This window comes from Streptomyces sp. NPDC047525 (assembly GCF_040643025.1).
GTDB lineage: Bacteria > Actinomycetota > Actinomycetes > Streptomycetales > Streptomycetaceae > Streptomyces > Streptomyces durmitorensis.
The window spans coordinates 315,832-340,541 of sequence record NZ_JBEYTL010000009.1 but is presented as its reverse complement, the minus strand read 5'-3'; the positions used below and the strand labels follow the sequence as shown (position 1 = coordinate 340,541).

Below are 24,710 nucleotides of genomic sequence, written 5' to 3'. Positions count from 1 at the left end.
CTCGGGCCGTGGTTTCTGCCACGATTCCGAGTGGGCGGGGCTTGGAACAGCAACTCCCCCGCTCCCCGAACTCGCCGGGGGGACACCCAAACCGTCAACCGGCACTGTCTATGACCAGTGGGAGAGTCACGGTGTACTTCGCCGCACTGCTCGCGCGCACCGAAGACGGGTGGGAAGCGAGCGACACGGAGCTCGACGATGTGGAGACCCTGTCGGATCTGACCGACCTGGCCCGCGAGGCCACGGCCGGCAGCGCTGAGGACGACACCGTCCTCGTCTTCATCGAACAGGAGGACGCCTGGTTCGGCGTCGTCCGCGTCGACGGTGAGGAGGACCCTCGTATCTACGTCTCGGACGCGGCCGCGGCCGCCCGGAGTTCGTACGGCGAGATCCTGCTCACCGACGAGATGCTCGGCCGTGAGCCGGGCACCGACGACCCGGGTGTCGACCTGGACGCCCTCGACCTGGACGGCACGGAGGACGGCGAACCCGCCGAGTCCGACGCCGCCCCCGATTCCGCCGCCGACGACGATGACACGGGGGAGGCCCCGGGCGACGCGGTGCCCGCGGGGCCCCTCGGCGACCCGGAGCTCCTGACCGACCTCGGTGTGCCCGAGAAGGAGCTGCTCGGCCTCGAGCCCGGTGACGCGCTCAGCGACATCGCCGAGATCCTCGGGGCGGCGGAGGTGCTCGAGACGGTCCGCTAGGTTCCGGGTGTGACCGACCGGAACGACCACATCACCCCACCCGAAGCCGACCGGAAAACCGGCCGGGAAACCGATCGAGAAACCGCCCGAGAAGCAGATCCCGTACGCGACCGCTGGCGGGCGCCCATGCGGCTCGCCCTGGCCGAGGCCGAACTGGCCGTCCGGGGCGGCGATGTGCCCGTCGGCGCCGTCGTGCTGTCCCCGGACGGCACGACGGTGCTCGCGGCGGGCCACAACGAACGTGAGGCGACCGGCGACCCGACGGCGCACGCGGAGGTCCTCGCCCTGCGCCGGGCCGCCGCCGCGCTCGGCGAGTGGCGCCTGTCCGGCTGCACGCTGGTGGTGACCCTGGAGCCCTGCACGATGTGCGCGGGCGCCCTCGTCCAGTCCCGCGTCGACCGGGTCGTCTACGGAGCGCGTGACGAGAAGGCGGGCGCCACGGGCTCGGTCTGGGACGTCGTGCGCGACAGAAGGCTGAACCACCGCCCCGAGGTGATCGAGGGCGTCCTCGCGCAGGAGGCCGCGGGGCTGCTCACCCGCTTCTTCCGCGGGCGCTGAGCGGCGTCGGCCAAACGGATTTCGGACCACGGCCCACTTTGGGCTAGAGTTCCTCTCGGTAGCGTGTCCGAGCGGCCGAAGGAGCTCGCCTCGAAAGCGAGTGTGGGGAAACTCACCGTGGGTTCAAATCCCACCGCTACCGCTCTTGAAACGAAGGCCCCGTCCGCGAGGACGGGGCCTTCGTCGTTCCCGGGGCAGGTCATGTGCCCAGCAGGCCGGACCGTCCGTCCCCGCACGCACGAGAGCCCCGGCGCCGCGAAGGCGCCGGGGCTCTGACCCGCGTTGGACGGGGGAAGCGGCATCGGGGGGACAAGCCGCTTCCCCCGATGAGGACTGGAACCCTCAAGCCGGCGCCGTCGTTCGGGGGAAGCAGACGGCGCGTGACCCCGCAGTGGGGCCAGTCCCGTGCCCGCGGATTCCTGCCAGATCCGCTGGGGCACATCACCAATCCTGCGCCTCGCGCAACCGGGAGAGGCCCGGCAAAGGGCCTCTGGTGCCGGGCCGTTGGTCCTTAAAGGCCCCGTGAGGACGTGCCGGGTTAGACTCACGCCCGTCACAGGGGTCACAGAGCGCAGCAGGTAAGGGGAGGCCGGGAGCGTGGCGGTGCAGTGGAAAAAGATCGGGCTCTTCGCGCTCGTCGTCTTCATGCTCTACGTGATCATCACTGACCCGGCCAAGGCCGCGGACTATGTGCAGATAGGCTTCGAGGCGGTTTCGGACGCCGCTCAGAGCATCGGCGACTTCATGACGTGGGTCGCCAACGGAGGCAAGGACTGAGCGGTTCATTCCGCCGCCTTCTCCCTCCTCTCCCCGTTTCCCAGGAGTGCGCATGATCCGCCATCTGGTCCTCTTCAAGCTCAACGACGGTGTGGAGCGCGACGAGCCGCGCGTCGTCGAGGGAGTCAAGGCCTTCCGCGCGCTCGGCGACCAGATCCCGGAGCTCTCGTTCTGGGAGTGCGACTGGAACATCACCGACCGGCCCATCGCGTACGACTTCGCCATCAACTCGGCGGTCGAGGACACCGATGCGCTGAAGCGCTACATCGAGCACCCGGCCCACCAGGCGGGCGTGGCGCTGTGGCGGGAGTTCGCCACGTGGGTGATCGCGGACTACGAGTTCTGAGCCGGCCGGCTCAGCAGCCCTGCGCGAAGCGGGCCCCTCACCGGAACGGTGAGGGGCTTTTCTGCGTCTTGTGCCCCAACTTGCCCCTCAACACGTAGTTATCGGGTGCTTGCACACAGTGCACATGTCTTGTGATGCTATGACCGCTTTTGACGGATGAGTTGACCAGGGTCGGCTGATCTTGACTGAGCTCGACAGGACTTGACTGAGCTTGACCGAGAAGGGGTGGCGTTGACCGTGCCGGCCAGTACTGCGCCCGAAGCACCACCCGTGAGCCCGCAAGCGAGCAGCCCCGAAGCACCGAGCACCCCGGGCGCCCCGGGACTCCAGGACGTGCACGACGCGCAGGGCGGGCAGGGTGCGCAGACCGCCCGGTCCACTCCCGGCAGCAGGGGCGCCGACACCCGGGCCCTGACGCAGGTGCTCTTCGGCGAGCTCAAGGGGCTCGAGCCGGGCAGCCCCGAGCACGGCCGCGTCCGCGGCGCGCTCATCGAGGCCAACCTGCCCCTCGTGCGGTACGCCGCCGCCCGCTTCCGCAGCCGCAACGAGCCGATGGAGGACGTCGTCCAGGTCGGCACGATCGGCCTGATCAACGCCATCGACCGCTTCGACCCCGACCGCGGCGTGCAGTTCCCGACCTTCGCGATGCCCACCGTGGTCGGCGAGATCAAGCGGTACTTCCGCGACAACGTACGAACGGTCCACGTGCCGCGCCGTCTTCACGAGCTGTGGGTGCAGGTGACCGGGGCGACCGAGGACCTCACCACGGCGTTCGGGCGCTCGCCCACGACCTCGGAGATCGCCGAGCGCCTGCGCATCACCGAGGAGGAGGTCCTGGCCTGCATCGAGGCCGGACGCTCGTACCACGCAACGTCGTTGGAGGCGGCCCAGGAGGGCGACGGACTTCCCGGCCTTCTCGACCGGCTCGGCTATGAGGACCCCGCGCTCGACGGCGTCGAGCACCGCGACCTCGTCCGCCATCTCCTCGTCCAACTGCCCGAGCGCGAACAGCGCATCCTGCTTCTGCGCTACTACAGCAATCTGACGCAATCACAGATCAGCGCCGAATTGGGCGTTTCTCAGATGCATGTGTCAAGACTGCTGGCCAGAAGCTTCGCGCGACTTCGATCCGCAAATCGTATCGAGGCGTAACCGTAACGAGTGGACTGCTCTCACGGCGGTTCCCGACGTTCCCCCGAGCAGAAATGCCTCAGACCCCCTCTTTCCTGCATCGATGTCACCCTTATTTGTCGACATGTAACTACAGCGTGTTGCCGACATGTGACATTCTGCTGGAACCGCGTTTGCCGCAGCCCCACGTCCGGTATTCAGGTGGAGGCTGCGTTCCTCCGACGGGAGCGTCCGCCGTGACCGTCCGCGACCTCAAGGGGGTGGCATGTCCGCAGACCAGGGCAGCTCGAAGGTGCTCACGCTCACGAAGAGCGAACCGGCGCCCGACGCGCTTGTGAGTTCAGTTGTGACCGGGACTCCCGGCGCCATCGACACCCGCACCCTGTCCCGCTCCCTGTTCCTGCGGCTCGCCGCACTCGACAAGGACAGCCCGGAGCGTGTCTACGTAAGGGACACGCTGATCGAGCTCAATCTCCCTCTCGTCCGGTATGCGGCGGCCCGCTTCCGCAGCCGCAACGAACCGATGGAGGACATCGTCCAGGTCGGCACGATCGGCCTGATCAAGGCGATCGACCGCTTCGACTGCGAACGGGGCGTGGAATTCCCGACGTTCGCGATGCCGACGGTCGTCGGTGAGATCAAGCGCTTCTTCCGCGACACGAGTTGGTCGGTGCGCGTGCCGCGCCGCCTTCAGGAGCTGCGGCTCGCGCTGACGAAGACGAGCGACGAGCTGGCCCAGAAGCTGGACCGCTCGCCGACCGTGCCCGAACTCGCCAAGGCGCTCGGGGTGTCCGAGGAGGACGTGGTCGACGGCCTGGCCGTCGGCAACGCGTACACGGCCTCCTCGCTCGACTCGCCCGCCCTGGAGGACGACGGCGGCGAGGGCTCCCTCGCGGACCGTCTGGGGTACGAGGACAGCGCCCTTGAAGGCGTCGAGTACCGCGAGTCGCTCAAGCCGCTGCTCGCCAAGCTCCCGCCGCGCGAGCGCCGCATCATCATGCTGCGGTTCTTCGCGAACATGACGCAGTCGCAGATCGGCGAGGAGGTCGGCATCTCGCAGATGCACGTCTCGCGCCTGCTCACGCGCACGCTCTCGCAGCTGCGGGAAGGGCTCATCGCCGACTGATCGCACTCCCCCTGTGGCTCAATGCGCCGCAGGGGGACAGGAGTTGCTGACGGGGTTCCTAATTGACGGACCGTCAGCCACACTGGCGCGATGCGACGTGGCATACGGAACGTACTGGGTGCGTCCACGGCTGCCCTGTGCCTGGGCGGGCTGCTTGCCGCCTGCGGCAGCGGGGACGGCGACGGCTATGTGGCCACGGGGCCGGCTGCGGCGGGCCCTGAGCGGGCTGCGGGCAAGGGTGTCGCCCCCACCGGTGACGTGGAGTTGGTTCCGCTCGACGGCGAGGCGCCTCCCGGCGAGGGGGGCGGTGACGGCTCCCAGGCCCCGAAGCCGAGCGCTTCGGGCGACTCCGCCGACAACTCTGCGGGCGGCAAGGCCGGTTCGGGCTCCCCGGCCACCCCGAACGGCGATGACTCCTCGGCCGAGGGCGCCAAGCCCGGTCGTACGGAGGGAAGTTCAGCGGGAAGCCCGGAGGGCGGGACGAGCGACGCCCCCGCCACCCCGTCCGAGCCCGCCACCAGCACTGGACCGAGCGGACCCGCGAAGCTCAGCGTCGGCGAACCGCAGCGGAAGGCGGCGGCCGATCGCTGGTGCGAGAAAGTGACCGTCTCCTTCAAGAACACCGGCGGATCGCCGGTGCGGTCGGGCACGGTCACCTTCGGTACGCATGTGATCGGGGCGCTTGGCGTGGACTGGGCCACGCTTGAGTCCGCCGTGAAGTTGCCCGCCCCCATCGACGCGGGGAAGACCGCGAAGAAGACCTGGACCGTGTGCGTCGAGGCGTGGCGGGTGCCGCTGGGGATGCACGTGGAGACGCGGGACGTCTCCGTGAAGTGGAAGTAGCTCCTCTTCCGCCTGCGGGCCGCATGTGGCTGGGCGCGCAGTTCCCCGCGCCCCTACAGCGCCCCTGCGGGGCGCTCCGGGGCGTCTTCTACTTGAGGGCCAGCCACGCCACTCCCGCCACCACCACGATCGCGAGTACGACGCCGATGATCAGGCCGATGCGCGGGCCCGCGGGCGCCGCCGCCGGCTGCTGTGCTCGGCCCTGCGGGGACTCGTCGACGAAGGCGCGGAACATCTGCGTGCTGCCGGCCGGGTCGGGGGTGTTCTGGGGGCCCTGGGGGTTGTGTGCCATAGCGCAGGACCCTAGCGAACCATCGGGGGTCGGCCCAACCCCCGCTGACCACTGACTTTACGAGCGCAGCCCCAGACCTTTGCCGACTCTTTAGGGCGTTGGTCCAGTTTTAGTTTGCCTGCGGCAACCAACTGTCTCTATCGTTGCCCTAAGCAACAACATAGGAGGTGCCGTGGCCGCGCAGCGTCAGTACGAGGAGCTGGCCCGACAGCTCAGCGCCATCGGTGCGGTGAAGCGAGGCCTCGGAAGGGGCCTGCCCCACGACTGCCCCGGTGGATCGGCCGCCGTACTCGTCCTGCTCGACCGGCACGGCGCGATGCGGATGAGCAGGCTCGCGGAGCTGCTCGCCGTCGACATGTCGGTGACCAGCCGGCACGTCGCCCATGTCGCGGAGAAGGAGTGGATCCGCCGGGATCCCGACCCCGCCGACAAGCGCTCCCGCATCCTGAGCCTCACGCCCCAGGGCAGGACCAAGCTCGAAGAGCTGAACGAACTGTCGATCAAAACGCTCACCCACTACTTGCATGACTGGTCAGACGACGAGGTCGTCCAGCTCAGCACGCTGCTCGCGCGACTGCGCGACAGCTTCGGGGACTGCCGTGCGGCTTCGGCCCGGCTCCCCTTCGAAGAGACCACCCGTACACCCGCGTAACGAAGAGGAAGCCCATGGCAACAACCACACCATCCGGTGTGCGGGGCAGCCACGCCAAGCACGGAGCCGCTCATGACTCCGGTGCTCCGATGACGCACCGGCAGATCATGGAGGCCCTTTCCGGCCTGCTGCTCGGCATGTTCGTCGCGATCCTGTCGTCGACGATCGTCTCCAACGCCCTGCCCGAAATCATCGGCGACCTGGGCGGCGGCCAGTCCGCCTACACCTGGGTCGTCACCGCGTCGCTCCTGGCGATGACGGCGACCACGCCCCTGTGGGGCAAGCTGTCGGACCTCTTCAGCAAGAAGGCCCTGGTCCAGATAGCCCTGATCATCTACGTCGGCGGTTCGATCGTCGCCGGTCTCTCGCAGAGCGCCGAGATGCTGATCGCCTGCCGTGTCGTGCAGGGCATCGGCGTGGGCGGTCTCTCCGCCCTCGCGCAGATCGTGATGGCCGCGATGATCTCCCCGCGCGAGCGGGGCCGCTACTCCGGCTACCTCGGCGCGACCTTCGCCGTCGCCACCGTCGGCGGCCCGCTGCTCGGCGGTGTCATCACCGACACGTCGTGGCTCGGCTGGCGCTGGTGCTTCTACGTCGGTGTGCCCTTCGCGATCATCGCCCTGATCGTGCTGCAGAAGACCCTGAAGCTGCCCGTCGTGAAGCGGGACGTCAAGGTCGACTGGGGCGGCGCCTTCTTCATCACCGCGGCCGTCTGCCTGCTCCTGGTCTGGGTGACCTTCGCGGGCGACAAGTACGACTGGATGTCCTGGCAGACCGGCGCCATGGTCGGCGGTTCGATCGTCCTCGGTCTGCTCTTCCTGCTCGTCGAGTCCAAGGCGAGCGAGCCGATCATCCCGCTGCGGCTCTTCCGCAACCGCACCATCACCCTCGCCTCGCTCGCCTCGCTCTTCGTGGGTGTCGGCATGTTCGCGGGCACGGTGTTCTTCAGCCAGTACTTCCAGCTGGCGCGCGACAAGTCGCCGACGATGTCCGGCGTCATGACGATCCCGATGATCGGGGGTCTGTTCATCTCCTCGACGGTGTCGGGCCAGATCATCACCAAGACCGGCAAGTGGAAGGTCTGGCTGGTCGCCGGCGGTGCGCTCCTGACCGCGGGTCTCGGCCTGCTCGGCACGATGCGGTACGACACCGAGTACTGGCACATCGCGATCTTCATGGCCCTGATGGGTCTCGGCATCGGCATGATGATGCAGAACCTGGTGCTCGCCACGCAGAACCAGGTCGCTCCCGAGGACCTCGGCTCCGCGAGCTCCGTCGTCACCTTCTTCCGTTCCCTCGGTGGCGCCATCGGCGTCTCGGCGCTCGGCGCCGTGATGTCGACCCGCATCACCGACTACGTGAAGGACGGCCTCGCCGACCTCGGCCCGAAGGCCGCGCAGATGGGCCACGGCGGCACCGGCGGAGGCGGCATCCCGGACCTGGACAAGCTCCCGGCTCCGTTCCGCACGGTCATGGAGAGCGCCTACGGGCACGGCATCGCCGACGTCTTCCTGATCGCCGCCCCGCTGGCCTTCCTGGCCTTCCTGATCACGATCTTCATCAAGGAGGTTCCGTTGCGTACGTCGGGTGCGCTGGCCCAGGCCAGCGAGTCGGCCCAGACCCCGGACACCGCCCCGGCGGCGGCCACCACCGCCTCCGTGGTCGCCGACCAGCAGCCGGTCCTCGCCTCCGTCGGCGCACACACCGAGACGGGCCCCGAGGGCACGCAGAAGCTCGCCGCCGTGGCCTCGTCGGCCACCGGTGAGGCTCCCCCGCAGACCACCGGCGGCGGCACTCCGGTGCACGGCTTCGTCCGTGGCGCGGAGAGCGCTCCGGTCCCGCGGGCCGCGGTCACGCTGATCTCCCTCGGGGGACGCCAGCTCGGCCGTGCGGTCGCGCAGGGCGACGGGTCCTACGCGGTCGACGCCCCCGGCGCCGGCTCGTACGTACTGATCGCCTCGGCCGACGGCTTCCAGCCGCAGGCCTCCACGATCGTCGTCTCCGACGAGGCCCTCGCGTACGACATCCTGCTGAGCGGCACGAGCGGCCTCAGCGGTGTGGTGCGGGCCTCCGACGGCAAGCTGCCGGTCGGCGGCGCGATGGTCATCGTGACCGACGTCCGCGGCGACGTCCTGGCCACCGGGCTCACCGGTGAGCAGGGCGAGTTCACCTTCGCCGAGCTGGTGCCCGGACAGGTCACCATCGCGGTGAACGCCGCGGGGCACCGTCCGATGGCGCTGCCCGTCGAGGTCGGCGCGGTCGGCGTCACCCGGGTCGAGGTCGAGCTCAAGGCCGGTTCGCAGGTGCTCGGCACCGTGCGGGCCAAGGGCGGGCCGCTGAACGACGCGCGGGTCACGCTCGTGGACGCGGCGGGCAACGTCGTCTCCACGGCGACCACCGGGTCGGACGGCGCGTACGCCTTCACCGACCTGGACAACGGCGAGTACACGGTCATCGCGACCGGTTACCCGCCGGTGGCGACGGGTCTGACCGTCTCCGGTGAAGGTGTCGGCGACCACGACATCGAACTCGCCCACCCCGGCGAGTAATTGACCCCGGCCCGTGCGCGCGCTTCGAGCGGATGAGTGCGCACGGGCCGGTTGTGGAAAGGGCCCCCGGGTTGGTGGTGACGTACACGGCAGGGGACGGCCGTGTCACCGCCGCCGGGGGCCGCACTCTTTTGAGCTTGGCAAGGAGAAAAACGGGATGGGACTCAGCGCTCGGATCCGCACGCGTGACGGGTGGGCGGTGTCGCACGCCGTCGTCACCCTGACGGACATGACCGGCGCGCAGGTGCTGCGCGCCGCGGCGGACGAGGAAGGCGCGGTGCGCGACGCGGCCGATCTGCCTCCCGGCCCGTACACCGTGATCGTCACCGCGGTCGGCTACGCGCCCGTGGCCTCGACCGCCCTCGTCACGGCGAGCGGCCGTGCCGATGTGGGCAACATCGTCCTGGCCCGGCAGGGCGGCACCGAGCTGCCGCCGCCCGGTCCCTGGACGATCGACCCGGCGCACTCGACCGTGGGCGCGGTCGCCCAGCACCTGGGGATCACCAGCGTGCACGGGCGGTTCACGGAGTTCGGGGGACGGGTGGAGATCGCCGAGGACGTGGAGAAGTCGCGCGTGGAGGCGGTCATCAGGTCGGCGTCCATCGACACCGGCAACGGCATGCGGGACGGCCACCTGAAGTCGCCCGACTTCCTGGACGTCGAGCAGCACCCGGAGCTGACGTACCGCTCGTCGGGCCTGACACCGGCTGGTTCGGACCGCTGGACGGTGCACGGCGAGCTGCAGATGCACGGTGTCGTACGGCCGGTCGACCTGGACCTGAGCTACCTCGGCACCGGGGCGGACCCCTGGGGCGGGACCCGCGCGGCCTTCCGGGCCACGGCGGAGCTGCGCCGGGAGGACTTCGCGATGAACTACAACCAGGTGGTGCAGGCGGGGATCTCGGCGATCGGCACGACGCTGCGGGTGGAGCTGGACATCCAGGCGGTCCAAGGGGATTCCCTCCCCCAGGCCTAGCGGTGCGTGCGGCACTAGGGTGCGTTCATGGCTCCCAACATCGCTAGCAACACCGCCGTTTCCCTGGACGAGTTGCTGGACTTCGTCCGGCCCCGGCACCGCGGCGTCCTGCTGACCGCCCGCGCGGACGCAACCCCGCAGGGATCCCCCCTGACCTGCGGGGTCGACGACGCCGGGCGGATCGTGGTGTCCACCTATCCGGAGCGGGCCAAGACGCGGAACGCCAAGCGGAATCCACGGGTCAGCATCATCGTCCTGAGCGACGAGTGGAACGGCCCGTGGGTCCAGGTCGACGGCACGGCCGAGGTCATCGACTCCCCGGAGTCGGTGGAGCCGCTCGTCGAGTACTTCCGGAACATCTCCGGTGAACACCCGGACTGGGACGAGTACCGCGAGGCCATGGTGAAGCAGGGCAAGTCCATCATCCGGATCACCCCCGAGCGGTGGGGCCCGGTGGCCACCGGGGGCTTCCCCGCGTCGAAGGCCTAGAGGCCCAGAGACCCGGAGGACCGCTACAGGGTGGCCTCGATGCCCGCCACCAGCAGGTCGAGCGCCACCCTGAAGTCCAGCTCCCACATCTCCTCGACCGTGGACCCGCCCCGCGCCTCCATCATGTCGGAGGAGCTGTGCAGGGTCTCCTCCATGGCCGGATGGGCGCTGACCGCTCCCATGGCCTCCTTGAAGTACTCCTCGGGAGTGAGCCCCGCCGCGGTGCACCGCGCGATGTAGTGGCCCTGGACCGTGCCGAATCCGTACACGAACTGGAAGACCGCGGCGATGGCCCCGGCCTGCTTCTCCGTCGGCAGGCCGGTCCCTCGGACCACCACCTGCACGGCGAGCGCGAACTTGATCCAGTTCGGGCCGATGTTGAGGAAGTTACCGACGAGCGGCGACACCCAGGGGTGCCTGACCAGCAACTCCCGGTACTCCTGCGCCAGTTCGCGCAGCCTCTCCTGCCACCCCTCGGACGAGGCCGAGTCCGGGTCGGGCAGGGTCATCTCCCCGGCGGCCGCGTCCAGGGCCAGTTCGAGGAGGTCGTCCTTGGTGTCGACGTACCAGTACACGGACATCGCCGTGACGTTCAGTTCCGCCGCCAGGCGCCGCATGGAGAACTTGGCGAGGCCCTCCTCGTCCAGGAGGCGGACCGTGACCTCGGTGATGCGGTCCCGGTCGAGGCCCGACGGCTGATCACTCCTGCGGCCCGCGCCGTTCCGGGGGGCTTTGCCCTCCAGCCAGACGCTGGTCCGCGCGGGGCGCTTCGCGCGGTCGGCTGCCTTCGCCATGGCGCACCTTCCTGGTCATGAGCTCTTGTTACCGATACTGGTACCGGTCGTGCGGGGCGGGCGACGACACGGAATCAGCCAGTCCGTCGCCCACCCGTCGATGCTATGCGGACGCCGCGGCGCGGTCCGCCTTCGCTGAGTCTGCCCTCTCCGCGCGCTTCAGCAACGCGGCTGCCAGCAGGCCACCGATGAGCACGGCCACCGCGCCCACCAGCTGGCTGGTCTCCAGGCCCGAGGAGAACGCGTCCGCGATTCTGGTGCGTTCGGCGTCCGATCCCGCGGCCGCGAGTGCCGCCGGCAGCGAGACCGCGGAGACCGTGACGAGTGAGGCGAACCGTGAGTTCAGGACAGCGCCGAGCACGGCGACGCCCAGACCGTTGCCGAACTCCGCGAGCGTGCCGTTGACGCCCGCGCCCACGCCCGCCTTCTCCGGCGGGATCGCGCTCATGATCGCGTTGGCCATGGCGGGCATGGCGAGCGCGATGCCCGCGCCCATCACGATGAGGCCGGCCAGCATCCCGGTGTAGTTGTCGCCGCCGAACAGGGCGATCCCGGCGAGGCCCGCGGAGAGCAGGGTCATGCCGATGGCGATCGTCGCGGGAGTGCTCGTGCGCTTGAGGAGGCGCGCGCCGAGACCGGTGAGGTTGAGCACGACGACGGTGACCGCCAGCGGCGCCGTCCGCAGGCCCGCCTCCAACGGCTCGTACCCGAGGACGAATTGGAGGTGCTGGGTGAGCAGGAACAGCGAGCCGCCCATGCCGAAGGCGACCAGGATGGCGCCCGCGACCGCGCCGATGAAGCGCTGGTTGCGGAAGAAGTGCATGTCCAGCATGGGGTACGGGATCCGCAGCTCCCAGAAGACGAAGACGCCCAGGACGACCACGCCCACCGCCGCCGCGACGAGCACCTGCGTCGACGTCCAGCCGTGCTCGGGGCCGGAGATGATCGCGTAGACGACCGAGGCCATGCCGATGGTGGAGAGCAGCGCGCCGAGCAGGTCGGGACGGTCGCCCTGCGGATTCTTGGACTCGGGGACCAGCTTGACGACGGCGGCGAGCGCCAGGAGCACGACGGGGATGTTGATCAGGAAGATCGCGCCCCACCAGAAGTGGTTGAGCATGACCCCGCCCATCAGCGGGCCGAGCGCGAAGCCGAGGGAGTTGACGGTCGACCAGAGGCCGATCGCCTTCATCCGCTCGCTGTCGTCGAAGATCTGCACGACCACCGCGAGCGTGGTGGTGATCAGGAGCGCGCCGCCGATGCCCATTCCGGCCCGCGCGGCGATGAGCTGCCCGGAGGACTGGGAGAGGCCCGCGACCAGCGAGCCGACACCGAAGAGCACGAGGCCCGCGGTGAGCATCTTCTTGCGGCCGTAGCGGTCGGACGCGCTGCCCGCGGTGAGCAGCAGGCCGGACTGGACGAGCGAGTAGGCGTTGATCATCCACTGGATGTCGGCCGTGGACGCGTCCAGTTCCTCGGTGAGAGAGGGGATGGCGACGTTGAGGACGGTGTTGTCCAGGAGGACGGTGAGCTGGGCGAGGCAGATGACGCCGAGGATCAGCCAGCGCTGGGGGTGCCCTTGTGGGGCTGTGGGGGTCTCGGCGGTCGTCGTTGCCGTCATGCCTCCCTCTCCTTCTGCTTATACGGTGTACGTGTGGTCAGCGACGTACACCGTAAAGCATGTCCCGTACGGCGTACAAGGCGGTTTCCGGCAGACCTGGCGGGCAGCGCGGACGGGGCCGACCGCGGCGTGCGGTCGACCCCGTCCGGTCCGTCAGCTGCGGGTCAGCTCTTCGGCTGGGTCAGGTCGTAGAAGGTCGCGCTGCCGACCGTGACCTTCTTGAAGGTGTCCTCCACCCAGGAGGTGATCTTGGAGGAGGTGCCGCTTTCGCCGCCCATGCCGCCTCCCATGCCACCGCCCGAGATGAAGTAGTGGACCTTTCCGTCCTCGACGTACTGCTTGAACTGCGCGAGGGTCGGGGACGGGTCGCTGCCGTTGAAGCCGCCGATGGCCATCACCGGGTCGCCCGTGGAGAGCTGGTAACTCGCCGCGTTCTGCGAGCCGATGGCCGCCGCGGCCCAGGTGTAGTCGTCGGCGTTGGCCTCCAGGAGCTTCTTGGCCTTGCTGCTCACCTGGGCGCCGTTGAGGAGGCCGCCCATGCCGCCGCCTCCGCCCATGCCGCCGCGCTCGCCGGTGCCGCCGCCGGGGAAGCCGCCCTGCTGCTGGCCCTGCTGGCCCTGCTTGCCCTGGGAGTTGGTGCCCTGCTTGCCGGTCTGGCCGGTCTGGCCGGTCTGGCCCGGGGGCTGGCCCATGCCGCCGCCGTTCTGGCCGCCGGTGGGGGGCTGCATGGCGTTGTTGCCCTGCTTGCCGTTCTGGCCCTGCTGGCCCTGCTGGCCCTGCTGGCCGGGCGGCTGCATCCCGCCGCCCCCGCCCTTGCCGCCCCCGCCGGGACCGCCGCCGCCGGGGCCGCCGCCCATCCGCCCCGCCGAAGCGGGACCCGCGGTCACGATCGACCCGGTGTGTGCGCTGTTCACGGTGGAGAGGGTGTACGCGACGGGACCCGCCACGGATGCGGCGAAGCTCAGCCCCACCGCCGCGATGGCCAGTTGGCGCCCGAGCTTGGCCGCGAGCAGCAGGCCGAGCGCGCCCACGAGGCCGCCGACGAGCACCGCCCAGCGCAGCCACGGCAGGTAGTCCGGGGTCCGGCCGAGGAGGACGTACCCCCACCACGCCGTGCCCGCGACACTCACGCCGAGCAGCGCGCCCGCCCACCACTTGGCCCGCTCCTCCCACAGGACCGTGGCGCCCATGCCGATCAGCGCCGCGATGTAGGGGGCGAGGGCGATCGTGTAGTACTGGTGGAAGATCCCCGCCATGAAGCTGAAGACGGCCGCCGTCATCAGGAGCGCGCTGCCCCACGCCACGAACGCCGAGCGCGCGGTGTCGGTCCTGCGGGCCTTCCAGGTCAGGATGGTGCCGCCGACGAGCAGGATCAGCGCGGCGGGGATCAGCCAGGAGATCTGGCTGCCGACCTCGGAGCTGAACATCCGCCCGAGCCCGGTCTCTCCCCACTGGCCGCCACCGCCGCCACCGCCGGGGCCGCCGCCTCCTCCGACGCTGCCGGTCTCCTCGCCGTTGATGCGGCCGAGGCCGTTGTAGCCGAAGGTCAGCTCCAGGAAGGAGTTGTTCTGGGATCCGCCGATGTACGGGCGCGAGGACGCGGGCCACAGCTCCACGATCGCCACCCACCAGCCACCGGCGACGACCATCGCGAGCCCGGAGAGGGCGAGCTGGCCGAAGCGCTTGCGCAGCCGCACGGGCGCGCAGACCGCGTACAGGACCGCGAGCGGCGGCAGGATCAGGAACGCCTGGAGCGTCTTGGCCAGGAAGGCGACGCCGACCGCGACGCCCGCCCACACCAGCCACTTGGTGCGGCCGTTCTCCAGGGCGCGCAGCACGCAGTACACGGTGACGGTCATCAGGAGCGCGAGGATCGCGTCCGGGTTGTTGAACCGGAACATCAGCGCGGCGACGGGCGTGAGCGCGAGCACCGCGCCCGCGATGAGCCCGGCCGCAGGGCTGAAGCGGCGGCGCACGGCCGCGTACAGGACGCCGACCGTCGCGACCCCCATGAGCACCTGCGGGGCGAGCACCGCCCAGGAGTTGAGCCCGAAGAGGCGTACGGACAGTGCCATCGGCCAGAGCGCGGCCGGGGGCTTGTCGACGGTGATCGCGTTGCCCGCGTCGAGCGAGCCGAAGAACATCGCCTTCCAGCTCTGGCTGCCCGCCTGGACGGCCGCGGAGTAGAAGGAGTTGGCGTAGCCGGACGCGCTGAGGTTCCAGAGGTAGAGGACCGCGGTCGCGAGCAGCAGGCCGAGGAAGGCGGGGCGTGCCCAGCGCGGGTCGTCGGGGCGTCCGCGCCAGAGCCGCGCGGGCAGGGTGCGCGGGCCCCGGTGGGCACGCTCACCCGGCGCCGCGTGCAGCGGCGCGGGCGGGTGGGAAGTCGTCGTCATCGTGCGTTCCTCGGGTCGTGTGCGTAGGTGAGTTCGTACGAGGACGGGGCGTCCGGCGGCGCCGCGTCGGGGCCGCGGTCCGGGAACACCCAGGCCCGCAGCAGCAGGAACCGCAGCACCGTCGCCGCGAGGTTGGCCGCTATCAGGACGGCGAGTTCCGTGGAGTGGGACGGGTCGCCCGAGGCCGCGCCCAGGGCGGCCAGCGAGCCACTGGTCAGGGCGAGGCCGATGCCGAACACGACCAGGCCCTGCGCCTGGTGGCGCATCGCGCGGTCACGGCCGCGCACCCCGAAGGTCAGCCGGCGGTTGGCCGCGGTGTTGGCGACCGCCGACACGAGGAGGGCCAGCGCGTTGGCCACCTGCGACCCCGAGAACGTACGGAAGCCGGAGTACAGGAGCAGATAGAAGAGCGTGGAGAGCGCGCCGACCACGCAGAAGCCGACCAGCTGGCGGGCGAGGCCGCCCGGTACGCCGGTCAGCTGCCGGTCGCGCGGGTCGTCCCCGAAGGGGCGTGCGAGGCGGTCGAGCGGGAGCGCGCCGACCGCGAGGGCGCGCCCGACCCGCCACACCCCCTTGAGGTCGTCCGTGGCCGTCCTGACCAGGTGGACCGTGGAGTCCGGGTCGTCGACCCAGTCGACCGGCACCTCGTGGATCCGCAGGCCCGCCCGCTCGGCGAGCACCAGCATCTCCGTGTCGAAGAACCACCCGGTGTCCTCGACCAGCGGAAGCAGCACCCCCGCCACGTCGCCCCTGATCGCCTTGAAGCCGCACTGGGCGTCGGAGAAGCGCGCGTGCAGGGAGCCGCGCAGGATGAGGTTGTAGCTGCGCGAGATGAACTCCCGCTTGGGGCCGCGCACCACGCGCGAGCTGCGCGCGAGCCGGGAGCCGATCGCCAGGTCCGAGTGCCCGGAGATCAGCGGCGCCACCAGCGGGAGCAGCGCGTTGAGGTCGGTGGACAGGTCCACGTCCATGTAGGCGAGGACGGGGGCGTCCGACGCGGACCACACGGCGCGCAGGGCGCGCCCGCGCCCCTTCTGCTCGAGGCGCGTGTAGCGGACCTCCTCGCTCGACTCCGCGAGCCGCTCCGCCACCTCGGGGGTGCGGTCCGTGGACGCGTTGTCCGCGATGGTGATCCGGAAGGGGTAGGGGAAGGTGCGTACGAGGTGGTCGTGCAGGCGCAGCACGCACGGCCCCAGATCCTTCTCCTCGTTGTAGACGGGGATCACGATGTCCAGGACGGGCACATCGCGCCGTCCGGCGGGAAGGTGGGCCCGCGCCGGCAGAGGCACCGAGCAAGCGCCGCCCGGGGAAGAGTCGGTTTGCATGACACCGACATTCGCCAAGTGGTCTGTCAGGCCTGTGTGGTGAGCCTGTGGCCCGCCTGTGAGTCCCGCCCGGGGACGCTGACCTGCACGGATTCCGTAGGAAGCGTCACCGTGAACACCGTCCGTCCCGGCACGCTCTCCACCGTCACACCGCCGCCGTGCGCCGCGACGATGGCCTGTACGAGGGCGAGGCCGAGCCCCGTGGATCCGGCGTTGCGGGAGCGCGATGCGTCACCGCGGGCGAAGCGTTCGAAGACGTGGGGGAGGAGGGCGGGGGCGATGCCGGGGCCGTCGTCCTCGACCTCCAGGCAGACGCCGGGTCCGGCGCGGCGCACGCGTGCGGTGACCTTCGTGCCAGGTGGCGTGTGCGTACGCGCGTTGGCGAGGAGGTTGACGACGACCTGCTGGAGGCGGGCCGCGTCGGCGAGCACGAGCGCGGGCTCGTCCGGCAGCTCAAGGGACCAGACGTGCTCCGGGCCCGCGGCCCGCGCATCGCTCACGGTGTCCACGACCAGCGGTGAGAGATCAGTGCTCTGATACGAGAGCGGCAGTCGGGCACCGGGCCCACCGCCTCCCGGGCGCCCGCCGTCACGCCCTTCGTCGAGCCGGGCGAGCAGCAGCAGGTCCTCCACGAGCCCGGTCATGCGCTGCGCCTCGGACTCGATCCGGCCGAGCGCGTGCCGCGTGTCGGGGCCCGTCGACTCCCGCCCCCGGCGCGTCAGTTCGGCGTATCCGCGGATCGAGGCAAGGGGCGTACGCAGCTCGTGGCTGGCGTCCGCGACGAACTGGCGTACCCGCGTCTCGCTCTCCTGGCGCGCGTGCAGCGCGGAGTGCACATGGTCGAGCATGCGGTTGAGCGCGGCGCCCACCTGCCCGACCTCCGTGTTCGGCTCCGTGTCGGGGACGCGCTCGTACAGCGTCACCTCGCCGCTGTGCAGGGGGAGTTCGGAGACCCGGGTCGCGGTCGTCGCGACCCGGCGCAGCGGGCGCAGCGCGACGCCGACCATGGCCGCACCGGCGAGCGAGGCGGCGACCAGGCCCGCGGCGGTGACGCTGACCTCGACGATGATCAGCGTTTCGAGGGTGTTCTGCACCTTGGTGGTGGGGATGCCGACGAGGAAGTCGCCGTTGGGTCCTGTCGCGTACTTCACGCGGTAGTCACCGAGGACCGGGATCTCGACGTTGTGCTCCTGCCCGTCCCGCGGCACGGAGCCGAGCGCGGCGGACTGCGCCGCGTCGAGCTGGTCGGTCCGCGGCTCGAAGGATCCGCTGTCCGGCTCGTTGCTGACCAGGGCCTGGCCGACCGAGCCGTCGTCCTCGACGACGGCCCCGATGGTGCCGACCTCCTGGGGCCCCTTGGAGACGAACCGCAGCGGATCGCCCTGGTCCACGGAAGGGGCACCGTGTTCGTCGGCCCCCGGCTTCGGCAGCGGACCCGACGCGCGCATCGCGACCGTGCCGAGCGAGCCGTCCAGCTGGTCGTACAGGTGCGAGCGCAGTGCGATGGTCGTCACCGTGCCGATCACCGCGCAGACGACGGCGATCAGCGCCACCGCCGAGACGACGAGCCGCGTCCGCAGCGACCGCGGCTGCCGCCGCCGTCTCATGAGGCGGCTGCCGCCTCGGTCGAGGGCGCGGCCTTGATCAGATACCCGGCGCCGCGCCGGGTGTGGATCATCGGCTCACGGCCTGCGTCGATCTTCCTGCGGAGATACGAGATGTAGAGCTCGACGACGTTGGCCTGGCCCCCGAAGTCGTAGTTCCACACGCGGTCGAGGATCTGCGCCTTGCTGAGCACGCGCCGCGGATTGCGCATCAGGAACCGCAGCAGCTCGAACTCGGTGGCGGTGAGGTGGATGGAGTCCCCGCCCCGCGTCACCTCGTGGCTGTCCTCGTCGAGGGTGAGGTCCCCGACGGCGAGGACGGACTCGCTGCGCCGGTCGGAGGCCCCGGCCCGGCGGATGAGCCCGCGAAGGCGCGCGACGACTTCCTCCAGGCTGAAGGGCTTGGTGACGTAGTCGTCGCCCCCGGCGGTGAGCCCGGCGATCCGGTCCTCGACGGCGTCCTTGGCCGTCAGGAAGAGCACCGGCACGTCGGGCAGCTCACGCCGCAGCCGTCCGAGGACAGCCAGGCCGTCCATGTCCGGCAGCATCATGTCGAGCACCACGGCGTCGGGCCGGAAGGAGCGGGCGGCGCGCACCGCTCCGGCGCCGTCCCCCGCACTGCGGATCTGCCAGCCCTCGTAGCGCAGGGCCATGGAGAGCAGCTCGGTCAGCGACACCTCGTCGTCGACGACGAGCACGCGAACGGGGCTCCCGTCCGCCCTGAGCAGTTCGGTACGCCCCTGGGGCGAGGTCGTAGTCATGGCACACAGCCTGCGGCGCGGCCCTGAGAGTGCTCTTGCCAGAACCTGTGAATTCCCTGAGAAACGGCCTCGTGCTAGGCGGTGGCGCCCGGCATCCCGAAGATCCGGGCCGCGTTCCCGTGGCACACCGCCCGCAGCCACTCGTCCCCCAGGCCGAGCCGCTCCAGGGCGTGCAGCTGATGCACGTACGCGTGCGGGGTGTTGGGGAAGTCCGAGCCCAGCAGGATCCGGTCCCCCAGATCGGCGAGGCGTGGCAGCTCCGCTCGCGGGAACGGCGAGAGCTCCTCGCAGAAGTCGGTGAACGCCAGGGTCGTGTCCAGCCTGACCTCGCCGTACCGCTCGGCGAGGTCCAGGAAGTCGACGTACTCCGGCATGCCCATGTGCGCCACCACGAGCCGCAGCCGGGGGTGGCGCGCGAGCAGCCGCCCGATCGGCTCGGGCCCGGTGTGCTTGCCCGGCGCGGGTCCCGACCCGCAGTGCACGACGACCGGGATCCCGGCGTCGGCGAGCAGCCCCCAGACGGGCCCGAGCGCGGGGTCGTTCGGGTCGTAACCCCCCACCTGCACATGGGACTTGAAGATCCGTGCCCCGGCATCGACGGCATCCCGCACATACGCCTCCACCCCCGGCTCGGGGAAGAAGGTCGCCGTGTGCAGACAGCCGTCCGTCCGGCGGGCGAAATCGGCGGCCCATCCATTGAGCCACTCCGCCATGCCCGTCTTGTGCGGATAGACCATCGACGTGAAGGCGAGCACCCCGAACTCCCGCAGCAGCGCGAGCCGTTGCTCCTCCTCGTGCCGATAGGCGATGGGCCACTGCACGCCGGTCAGCGGTCCGGCGGAATCGAAGTAGTCCCACACCTTGGCCAGCACGCGCTCGGGCATGAAGTGCGTGTGCACGTCGATGAGGCCGGGCAGTCCGAGCCGCTCCCAGAAGTCGCGGACAGCCCTGCCTTCACCGTCATGGCCGTTGCCTTCGCCCTCATACCCGTTCAAAGCCGTGACTCCGCTCCACCTTGGCGACATGGACGACGTACTTGTCGTACCACTCAGCGCGCCCGCGCTTCTGGGCCGTGCGGTGCTCGGCGTCGCCGCGCCACCGCAGAATCGCCTCCTCGTCCCGGAAGTACCCGACGGTGATGCCGAGCCCGCCGGGCGTCCGCGCGGAGTCCATTCCGAGGAAGCCGGGCACGGAGGCGACGAGCTCGTCCATGAGGGCCCCGGTCGCGTCATAGCCGTCGTCGTGACCGTCGTCGCGGCCGTCGTCGTGGCCGTCTTCCTGGCCGCCTTCGGCCTCGGTCCGCACGGAGGTGAACACGACGGCGTAGTAGGGCGGTTCGAAGGGGGGAACAGGCGCAACGGATTGATCACTCATGTCCCCAGACTCAGCCGCGCCCCACCCGCCTGTCCACCCTCTCCCCGCCTTCATTGCCGTACGGGCAGCGAGACTTGACCATCCGGTCAGCTTGATCGCGACGCGGCTCCGCCCGAGACGCCGTACGCGGCTCCGCCCGAGACCCCGTACGCGGCTCCGCCCGAGCCTCCGCCCGAGGCTCAGAAGAGCCCGCCCTGAACGACGGGAACCTCCCGCACAGGAACATTCGTACGCTCCGCGCCCCTGGCCCCTTCAAGCCGCCAGCCCCGCAGCAGCCTGCTGTCGAGCACGACAAGACGCCCGCCGTCCCCGCCGTCATCCAGATACAGATCGGGCCCGGCCACGGCGACAAGATCCCCCAGCACCACACCGCCGTCGACGAGCTCGGTGACGGCGAACCCGCCGACGCCGCCGAGCCGCTCCACCCCGAACACCTCACCGTGATCGACCACACCGTGCTCACCGTGGCCCCCCACACCGCGTTCCCCCAGCGCCACCCGCTCCAGCGACTCGGGCCACCCGTCGAGCGCGAGGGCGAAGCCATGCATCCGCTCCAGCTCACCCCGCCGCTCGTCCACGCCCGGCAACGCGGCCCTGACGGCCCGCTTCTTGGCGTACGAGATCCGGTCCGGCACCCCGAGGGTGACCCGCAGCAGTTCCTCGGCCCGCCGCGCGGCCATCAGGGGCCCGCGCCCCAGCCAGACGAAGGCGACGGCTCCCTGCTCAAGGAGCCGCGCCGCTCCCCGCTCCTCACGGGTGATGCCGACCTTCACCATCCCGGCGCCGAACCACGCGAGATAGACGCGGTAGGTCCGCGGATCGTCGGCGATGGTGTCGGCGGCCACCGAGTGCGCCCGGTCCAGGCGCGCGCACTCGGCGCACCGCGCCTGGGTCCCCCGCCCCGGCACGACGGCGGCGACGGGACACGCGTTGCCCCGCGCCCCCACGCACTCCCGCCGCCCCAGGGCCCGGAACCCCACGCGCCGCCCCACGACCAGCGGGCTGACGTCCCCGCGCTCCCACACGAGCGCGGGCCGCTCCCGGTCCGCCCAGCTCAGCCCCGCACTACGCCACTCCATGGGGACAGTCTTGCGCCCCGGCTCAGCAACTCAGGTGCCGTCCGGGCGTGGCATGCAACACCCGGACGAAGTCCCGGTAGAGCCCGACCCGGTGCTTCACCTGCTCGGGCCGCCCTCCGTCGCACTCGGGTCCGTTGAGACTGCGGATGGTCTCGCCGAAGCCCTTCTTCCGCACCATGGCCTCGTGCCCGGTCAGGGTGCCCATCCCGGTCTGGGTGTTCCAGTACCAAAGGGCGGTCATCCAGGCCACCTTCGGATCGCGCTCCACCAGCCACGGGTCGTTGAGCAGGTCGATCCCCAGCGCGTCCCCGGCGGCCTTGTAGTTGAAGTTCCAGCTCAGCATGATCGCGCCCCGCCCGTAGTACGCGGACTCCCCGGCCGGGCACCCGAAGGGCTGGGTCTTGTCGCAGAAGACGGGATAGGTCGACTCGTCCTGCGCGACCACGTAGAACAGCCCGCCGGTCTCATGGCTGACGTTGGCCAGGAAGGCGGCGGCCTCCTGCCGACGCACCGTCCGGCTCCCCGTCCGCGCGAACTCGGGATAGGCACGAGTCGCCTCGACGAGACCCTCGTACGTGAAGAAGGAGTCCCGCTCCGGGAACATTCGCTCGAACTGCCGCTCGCTGACGACGAATCGGTCCCTGCCCCGCTCCTCCCCGTCATGGGGGCCGCCGGGCGCCGCGAAGGAGTTGCTCCCGCCCACCCCGCAGAGCAACGCGACCGCCACGAGCACGGCCAGGACTCGGCCTCGCCTTCTCCACACCACGTCATCACTCCCGTCGGACGTCACCATCCCCTGCGGGATTGGTCCGGACCATTGTGCCGAGCATGTCAATATGGCCGGGACTTCCACGACCCGAGAGCGCCGCGCGCCGCGCGGGCTAGGATCCGGAACATGGCTGTGACCATGAACGACACGGACCGGTTCGAGGCCTTCATGCCCCGCCTGGAGGCCATCGCCTACCGCCTCCTCGGCTCCGCGAGCGACGCCGAGGACGCGGTGCAGGACACGTTCCTGCGCTGGCAGGCCACCGACGTCGACCGCATCGAGGTCCCCGAGGCCTGGCTGACGAAGGTCCTCACCAACCTGTGTCTCAACCAGCTCACATCGGCCCGCGCCCGGCGCGAGACCTACGTGGGCCAGTGGCTCCCCGAGCCACTGCTCGCCGGTGACCCGATGCTCGGCCCCGCCGACACCGCCGAACAGCGCGAATCGGTCTCGTACGCGGTCCTGGCCCTCATGGAGCGCCTCTCGCCCAACGAGCGTGTGGTGTACGTGCTGCGGGAGGCCTTCGGCTATCCGCACCGGGAGGTCGCGGAGATCCTCGACATCAGCGAGGCCGCCTGCCAGCAGATCTTCCACCGCGCCAAGAAGCACGTCGCGGCCGGCAAGCCCCGCACCGAGATCGACGAGGCCGCCGCCCAGCGGATCGTCGAGGAGTTCCTCGCGGCCGCCACCAGCGGCCGGACCGAGCCGCTCGTGCGGCTGCTCACCGAGGACGCCATCTCCATCGGCGACGGCGGCGGCAAGGTCCCGGCGCGCGCCAAGGCGTTCGAGGGCGCTGTCGCGGTCGCGAAGTTCATGCGGGGCCTGTTCAAGCCCAGCGAGGCCAAGCGCGCCCACGTCGGCGGCTCACCCGACATCTACATCTCGACCGCCAACGGCGCCCCCGCCGTCGTGGTGACCGTCGCCGACCGGGTCGTCGGCGTCATGTGCCTGGAGATTACCGACGAGGGCATCGTCGCGTTCCGCAACCAGGTGAACCCCGACAAGCTCGAACGCGCGACCCGGCAGTGGGCGACCAGGGACCACGGAACCCCCCTGCTGAAGGCCTTCTGATCACCACCACACCCACCCTGTCCACGATGTGACCTGCTTCACACCACATGTCTGTCAGGAAACAGCGGGCTGCCCGGTTCAAGTGACGAACCCGCTGAAGAGCTGATGACAGGAGCAGGAAAATGAAGCACCGCATCGTCGTCATCGGAGCCGGATACACCGGAGCCATCGCCGCCGGACGCCTTGCCAAGCGGTTGAGCCGCGAGGATGTCGCCATCACCCTCGTCAACGCCGAGCCCGACTTCGTCGAGCGCGTCCGGATGCACCAGCTGACGGTCGGCCAGGACCTCAGGCCCCGGCCCTTCAGCGAGATGTTCGCGAACACCGGCGTCGAACTGCGGCTCGCCAAGGTCACCGGCGTCGACGCCGACGCCAAGACGGTCGCCGTCAGCGACGAGCAGGGCGCAGAGGAACTTCAGTACGACACCCTGGTCTACGCCCTCGGCAGCGGCTGGAACGCCCAGAGCGTCCCCGGCACCGCCGAGCACGCCCACGAGATCGCAGGGCGCCCCGGAGCGCTGCGGCTGCGCGAGCGCCTGGCCGGCCTGGACGCGGGACAGCCCGTGGTCGTCGTCGGCGGCGGCCTCACCGGCCTGGAGGCCGCGACCGAGATCGCCGAGGCCCGCCCGGACCTCGACGTCACCCTCGCCGCCCGCGGCGGACTCGGCGACTGGCTCTCGCCCAAGGGCCGCGCCCACGTACGGAAGGTCTTCGCGAGGCTCGGCATCACCGCGCACGAGCAGGCCGCCGTCACCGGCGTGGCGCCCGACGCCGTCACCACGGCCGACGGCACGTCCATCCCGGCCGCGGTCACCGTGTGGACCACCGGCTTCGCGGTCCACCCCATCGCACGGGCCACCACGCTGGACGTCACCGACACCGGCCAGATCGTGGTCGACCGGACCATGCGCTCGGTCTCGCACCCGGACGTGTACGCGGTCGGCGACGCGGCCATGGCGATGGGCCCCGGCGACAAGCCGCTGCGGATGTCGTGCGCCACGGGCACCCCGATGGCATGGCAGGCCGCGGACGCCATCGCGGCCCGCCTGACCGGCGGCAAGATCCCGAAGACCCCGATGCGCTACTTCAACCAGTGCATCTCGCTGGGCCGCAAGGACGGCCTGATCCAGTACGTCACCGCCGACGACCGCGCGGTCCGCAGCGCCCTGACGGGCCGGCTCGCCGCCGTCTACAAGGAGTTGATCTGCAAGGGCGCGGCGTGGGGCGTGGCCAACCCCCTGCTCGGAATGCCGACGAGGCCCCGCCGTGTCGCACAGAACCACCCCGAGACGGACCCGACCGCGAAGCTGGCGGCCTGACCCGCACAGGGGCCGCACGAAAGAGGCCCCGGACTCTCGTCCGGGGCCTCTCAGTCTGTGCACTCGGCAGGATTCGAACCTGCAACCTTCTGATCCGTAGGATCGGGCAAGATCGCAGCTGAGGGACCGACTACCTCTAACCTTGATCGCCCAG

Annotated in this window: 24 protein-coding genes and 1 tRNA gene; 14 read left to right on the top strand and 11 right to left on the bottom strand. The window is 70.5% G+C overall.

Translation table 11 applies throughout. The features are described 5' to 3' along the window. Window positions 1-131: 131 nt before the first annotated feature. The 8 genes from ABZ833_RS27645 (at window position 132) to ABZ833_RS27610 (ending at window position 5,488) form a co-directional block, all read left to right on the top strand. Window positions 132-707, top strand: coding sequence for a hypothetical protein (locus ABZ833_RS27645; RefSeq protein ID WP_361051602.1), 576 nt, complete (start codon window positions 132-134; stop codon window positions 705-707). 126 nt (window positions 708-833) lie between these two features. Further along, window positions 834-1,265, top strand: coding sequence for a tRNA adenosine(34) deaminase TadA (tadA, locus tag ABZ833_RS27640; RefSeq protein WP_361051825.1), 432 nt, complete (start codon window positions 834-836; stop codon window positions 1,263-1,265). 57 nt (window positions 1,266-1,322) lie between these two features. Continuing rightward, window positions 1,323-1,407, top strand: a tRNA-Ser gene (locus ABZ833_RS27635). 455 nt (window positions 1,408-1,862) lie between these two features. Further along, the gene (locus tag ABZ833_RS27630; RefSeq protein WP_160505981.1) at window positions 1,863-2,042 is read left to right on the top strand and encodes a hypothetical protein; all 180 of its coding nucleotides are present in this window, start codon (window positions 1,863-1,865) and stop codon (window positions 2,040-2,042) included. 52 nt (window positions 2,043-2,094) lie between these two features. Then, the gene (locus ABZ833_RS27625) at window positions 2,095-2,388 is read left to right on the top strand and encodes a Dabb family protein (RefSeq protein WP_351167436.1); all 294 of its coding nucleotides are present in this window, start codon (window positions 2,095-2,097) and stop codon (window positions 2,386-2,388) included. Window positions 2,389-2,625: 237 nt separating this feature from the next. Continuing rightward, window positions 2,626-3,540, top strand: a complete 915-nt coding sequence (locus ABZ833_RS27620; protein ID WP_361051597.1) for an RNA polymerase sigma factor SigF — start codon at window positions 2,626-2,628, stop codon at window positions 3,538-3,540. 244 nt (window positions 3,541-3,784) lie between these two features. Then, window positions 3,785-4,645: an RNA polymerase sigma factor SigF gene (locus ABZ833_RS27615; protein ID WP_361051594.1), complete on the top strand. Its 861-nt coding sequence runs from the start codon at window positions 3,785-3,787 to the stop codon at window positions 4,643-4,645. A gap of 90 nt (window positions 4,646-4,735) precedes the next feature. Continuing rightward, window positions 4,736-5,488, top strand: coding sequence for a hypothetical protein (locus ABZ833_RS27610; RefSeq protein ID WP_361051592.1), 753 nt, complete (start codon window positions 4,736-4,738; stop codon window positions 5,486-5,488). An 88-nt stretch (window positions 5,489-5,576) separates the two neighbouring features. Here the strand turns inward: ABZ833_RS27610 and ABZ833_RS27605 are convergent, their stop codons facing one another. Next, entirely contained in the window at window positions 5,577-5,780 is a 204-nt protein-coding gene (locus tag ABZ833_RS27605; protein WP_249589006.1) for a hypothetical protein, read from the bottom strand. 172 nt (window positions 5,781-5,952) lie between these two features. Here ABZ833_RS27605 and ABZ833_RS27600 point away from each other — a divergent pair, with 172 nt between their 5' ends. The 4 genes from ABZ833_RS27600 (at window position 5,953) to ABZ833_RS27585 (ending at window position 10,446) form a co-directional block, all read left to right on the top strand. After that, the gene (locus ABZ833_RS27600; protein ID WP_249589005.1) at window positions 5,953-6,432 is read left to right on the top strand and encodes a MarR family transcriptional regulator; all 480 of its coding nucleotides are present in this window, start codon (window positions 5,953-5,955) and stop codon (window positions 6,430-6,432) included. A gap of 14 nt (window positions 6,433-6,446) precedes the next feature. Then, window positions 6,447-8,981 (top strand): MFS transporter, encoded by a 2,535-nt coding sequence (locus tag ABZ833_RS27595; protein ID WP_361051587.1) that lies wholly within the window; start codon window positions 6,447-6,449, stop codon window positions 8,979-8,981. Between the two features lie 157 nt (window positions 8,982-9,138). Then, window positions 9,139-9,957, top strand: coding sequence for a YceI family protein (locus ABZ833_RS27590; RefSeq protein WP_361051584.1), 819 nt, complete (start codon window positions 9,139-9,141; stop codon window positions 9,955-9,957). Between the two features lie 27 nt (window positions 9,958-9,984). Next, window positions 9,985-10,446, top strand: coding sequence for a PPOX class F420-dependent oxidoreductase (locus ABZ833_RS27585; RefSeq protein WP_361051581.1), 462 nt, complete (start codon window positions 9,985-9,987; stop codon window positions 10,444-10,446). A gap of 23 nt (window positions 10,447-10,469) precedes the next feature. On the opposite strand, the gene ABZ833_RS27580 is transcribed toward ABZ833_RS27585, so the two are convergent. From ABZ833_RS27580 to ABZ833_RS27535, 10 genes are all read right to left on the bottom strand, one after another. Continuing rightward, entirely contained in the window at window positions 10,470-11,240 is a 771-nt protein-coding gene (locus ABZ833_RS27580; protein WP_361051578.1) for a TetR/AcrR family transcriptional regulator, read from the bottom strand. 103 nt (window positions 11,241-11,343) lie between these two features. Further along, window positions 11,344-12,861, bottom strand: coding sequence for an MFS transporter (locus ABZ833_RS27575; RefSeq protein ID WP_361051575.1), 1,518 nt, complete (start codon window positions 12,859-12,861; stop codon window positions 11,344-11,346). A 164-nt stretch (window positions 12,862-13,025) separates the two neighbouring features. After that, the gene (locus tag ABZ833_RS27570) at window positions 13,026-15,254 is read right to left on the bottom strand and encodes a glycosyltransferase family 39 protein (protein ID WP_361051572.1); all 2,229 of its coding nucleotides are present in this window, start codon (window positions 15,252-15,254) and stop codon (window positions 13,026-13,028) included. Beyond that, a complete protein-coding gene (locus tag ABZ833_RS27565; protein WP_361051569.1) occupies window positions 15,251-16,579 on the bottom strand; it encodes a bifunctional glycosyltransferase family 2/GtrA family protein in 1,329 nt (442 codons plus the stop codon). Before ABZ833_RS27565 ends, ABZ833_RS27570 begins: the two co-directional genes overlap by 4 nt. Window positions 16,580-16,605: 26 nt before the next feature. After that, window positions 16,606-18,186, bottom strand: coding sequence for a HAMP domain-containing sensor histidine kinase (locus ABZ833_RS27560; protein WP_361051566.1), 1,581 nt, complete (start codon window positions 18,184-18,186; stop codon window positions 16,606-16,608). Continuing rightward, entirely contained in the window at window positions 18,183-18,944 is a 762-nt protein-coding gene (locus ABZ833_RS27555) for a response regulator transcription factor (RefSeq protein ID WP_361051563.1), read from the bottom strand. Before ABZ833_RS27555 ends, ABZ833_RS27560 begins: the two co-directional genes overlap by 4 nt. 74 nt (window positions 18,945-19,018) lie before the next feature. Next, on the bottom strand, window positions 19,019-19,939 hold the full coding sequence (locus tag ABZ833_RS27550) for an amidohydrolase family protein (protein ID WP_361051560.1): 921 nt from the start codon (window positions 19,937-19,939) through the stop codon (window positions 19,019-19,021). Next, window positions 19,926-20,318: an antibiotic biosynthesis monooxygenase gene (locus ABZ833_RS27545; RefSeq protein ID WP_361051557.1), complete on the bottom strand. Its 393-nt coding sequence runs from the start codon at window positions 20,316-20,318 to the stop codon at window positions 19,926-19,928. Before ABZ833_RS27545 ends, ABZ833_RS27550 begins: the two co-directional genes overlap by 14 nt. 179 nt (window positions 20,319-20,497) lie before the next feature. Continuing rightward, window positions 20,498-21,397 carry a DUF2797 domain-containing protein gene (locus tag ABZ833_RS27540; protein WP_361051554.1) on the bottom strand — a complete coding sequence of 300 codons (900 nt, stop codon included), beginning with the start codon at window positions 21,395-21,397 and terminating at the stop codon, window positions 20,498-20,500. 22 nt (window positions 21,398-21,419) lie between these two features. Further along, window positions 21,420-22,163, bottom strand: coding sequence for a chitinase (locus ABZ833_RS27535; protein ID WP_361051552.1), 744 nt, complete (start codon window positions 22,161-22,163; stop codon window positions 21,420-21,422). 129 nt (window positions 22,164-22,292) lie between these two features. Between ABZ833_RS27535 and ABZ833_RS27530 the strand changes: the two genes are divergently transcribed. Both ABZ833_RS27530 and ABZ833_RS27525 read left to right on the top strand, forming a co-directional pair. After that, window positions 22,293-23,237, top strand: coding sequence for an RNA polymerase sigma-70 factor (locus ABZ833_RS27530; protein WP_361051549.1), 945 nt, complete (start codon window positions 22,293-22,295; stop codon window positions 23,235-23,237). A gap of 122 nt (window positions 23,238-23,359) precedes the next feature. Continuing rightward, window positions 23,360-24,556, top strand: a complete 1,197-nt coding sequence (locus tag ABZ833_RS27525) for an FAD-dependent oxidoreductase (RefSeq protein WP_361051546.1) — start codon at window positions 23,360-23,362, stop codon at window positions 24,554-24,556. The last annotated feature ends 154 nt before the right edge of the window (window positions 24,557-24,710 follow it).

Bases quoted from the DNA above. Each gene is read 5' to 3' on its own strand.
- tadA (WP_361051825.1), top strand. From the start codon at position 834: ATGCGGCTCGCCCTGGCCGAGGCCGAACTGGCCGTCCGGGGCGGCGAT.
- ABZ833_RS27625 (WP_351167436.1), top strand. From the start codon at position 2,095: ATGATCCGCCATCTGGTCCTCTTCAAGCTCAACGACGGTGTGGAGCGC.
- ABZ833_RS27615 (WP_361051594.1), top strand. From the start codon at position 3,785: ATGTCCGCAGACCAGGGCAGCTCGAAGGTGCTCACGCTCACGAAGAGC.
- ABZ833_RS27610 (WP_361051592.1), top strand. From the start codon at position 4,736: ATGCGACGTGGCATACGGAACGTACTGGGTGCGTCCACGGCTGCCCTG.
- ABZ833_RS27605 (WP_249589006.1), bottom strand. From the start codon at position 5,780: ATGGCACACAACCCCCAGGGCCCCCAGAACACCCCCGACCCGGCCGGC.
- ABZ833_RS27595 (WP_361051587.1), top strand. From the start codon at position 6,447: ATGGCAACAACCACACCATCCGGTGTGCGGGGCAGCCACGCCAAGCAC.
- ABZ833_RS27590 (WP_361051584.1), top strand. From the start codon at position 9,139: ATGGGACTCAGCGCTCGGATCCGCACGCGTGACGGGTGGGCGGTGTCG.
- ABZ833_RS27585 (WP_361051581.1), top strand. From the start codon at position 9,985: ATGGCTCCCAACATCGCTAGCAACACCGCCGTTTCCCTGGACGAGTTG.
- ABZ833_RS27580 (WP_361051578.1), bottom strand. From the start codon at position 11,240: ATGGCGAAGGCAGCCGACCGCGCGAAGCGCCCCGCGCGGACCAGCGTC.
- ABZ833_RS27575 (WP_361051575.1), bottom strand. From the start codon at position 12,861: ATGACGGCAACGACGACCGCCGAGACCCCCACAGCCCCACAAGGGCAC.
- ABZ833_RS27570 (WP_361051572.1), bottom strand. From the start codon at position 15,254: ATGACGACGACTTCCCACCCGCCCGCGCCGCTGCACGCGGCGCCGGGT.
- ABZ833_RS27565 (WP_361051569.1), bottom strand. From the start codon at position 16,579: ATGCAAACCGACTCTTCCCCGGGCGGCGCTTGCTCGGTGCCTCTGCCG.
- ABZ833_RS27560 (WP_361051566.1), bottom strand. From the start codon at position 18,186: ATGAGACGGCGGCGGCAGCCGCGGTCGCTGCGGACGCGGCTCGTCGTC.
- ABZ833_RS27555 (WP_361051563.1), bottom strand. From the start codon at position 18,944: ATGACTACGACCTCGCCCCAGGGGCGTACCGAACTGCTCAGGGCGGAC.
- ABZ833_RS27545 (WP_361051557.1), bottom strand. From the start codon at position 20,318: ATGAGTGATCAATCCGTTGCGCCTGTTCCCCCCTTCGAACCGCCCTAC.
- ABZ833_RS27540 (WP_361051554.1), bottom strand. From the start codon at position 21,397: ATGGAGTGGCGTAGTGCGGGGCTGAGCTGGGCGGACCGGGAGCGGCCC.
- ABZ833_RS27530 (WP_361051549.1), top strand. From the start codon at position 22,293: ATGGCTGTGACCATGAACGACACGGACCGGTTCGAGGCCTTCATGCCC.
- ABZ833_RS27525 (WP_361051546.1), top strand. From the start codon at position 23,360: ATGAAGCACCGCATCGTCGTCATCGGAGCCGGATACACCGGAGCCATC.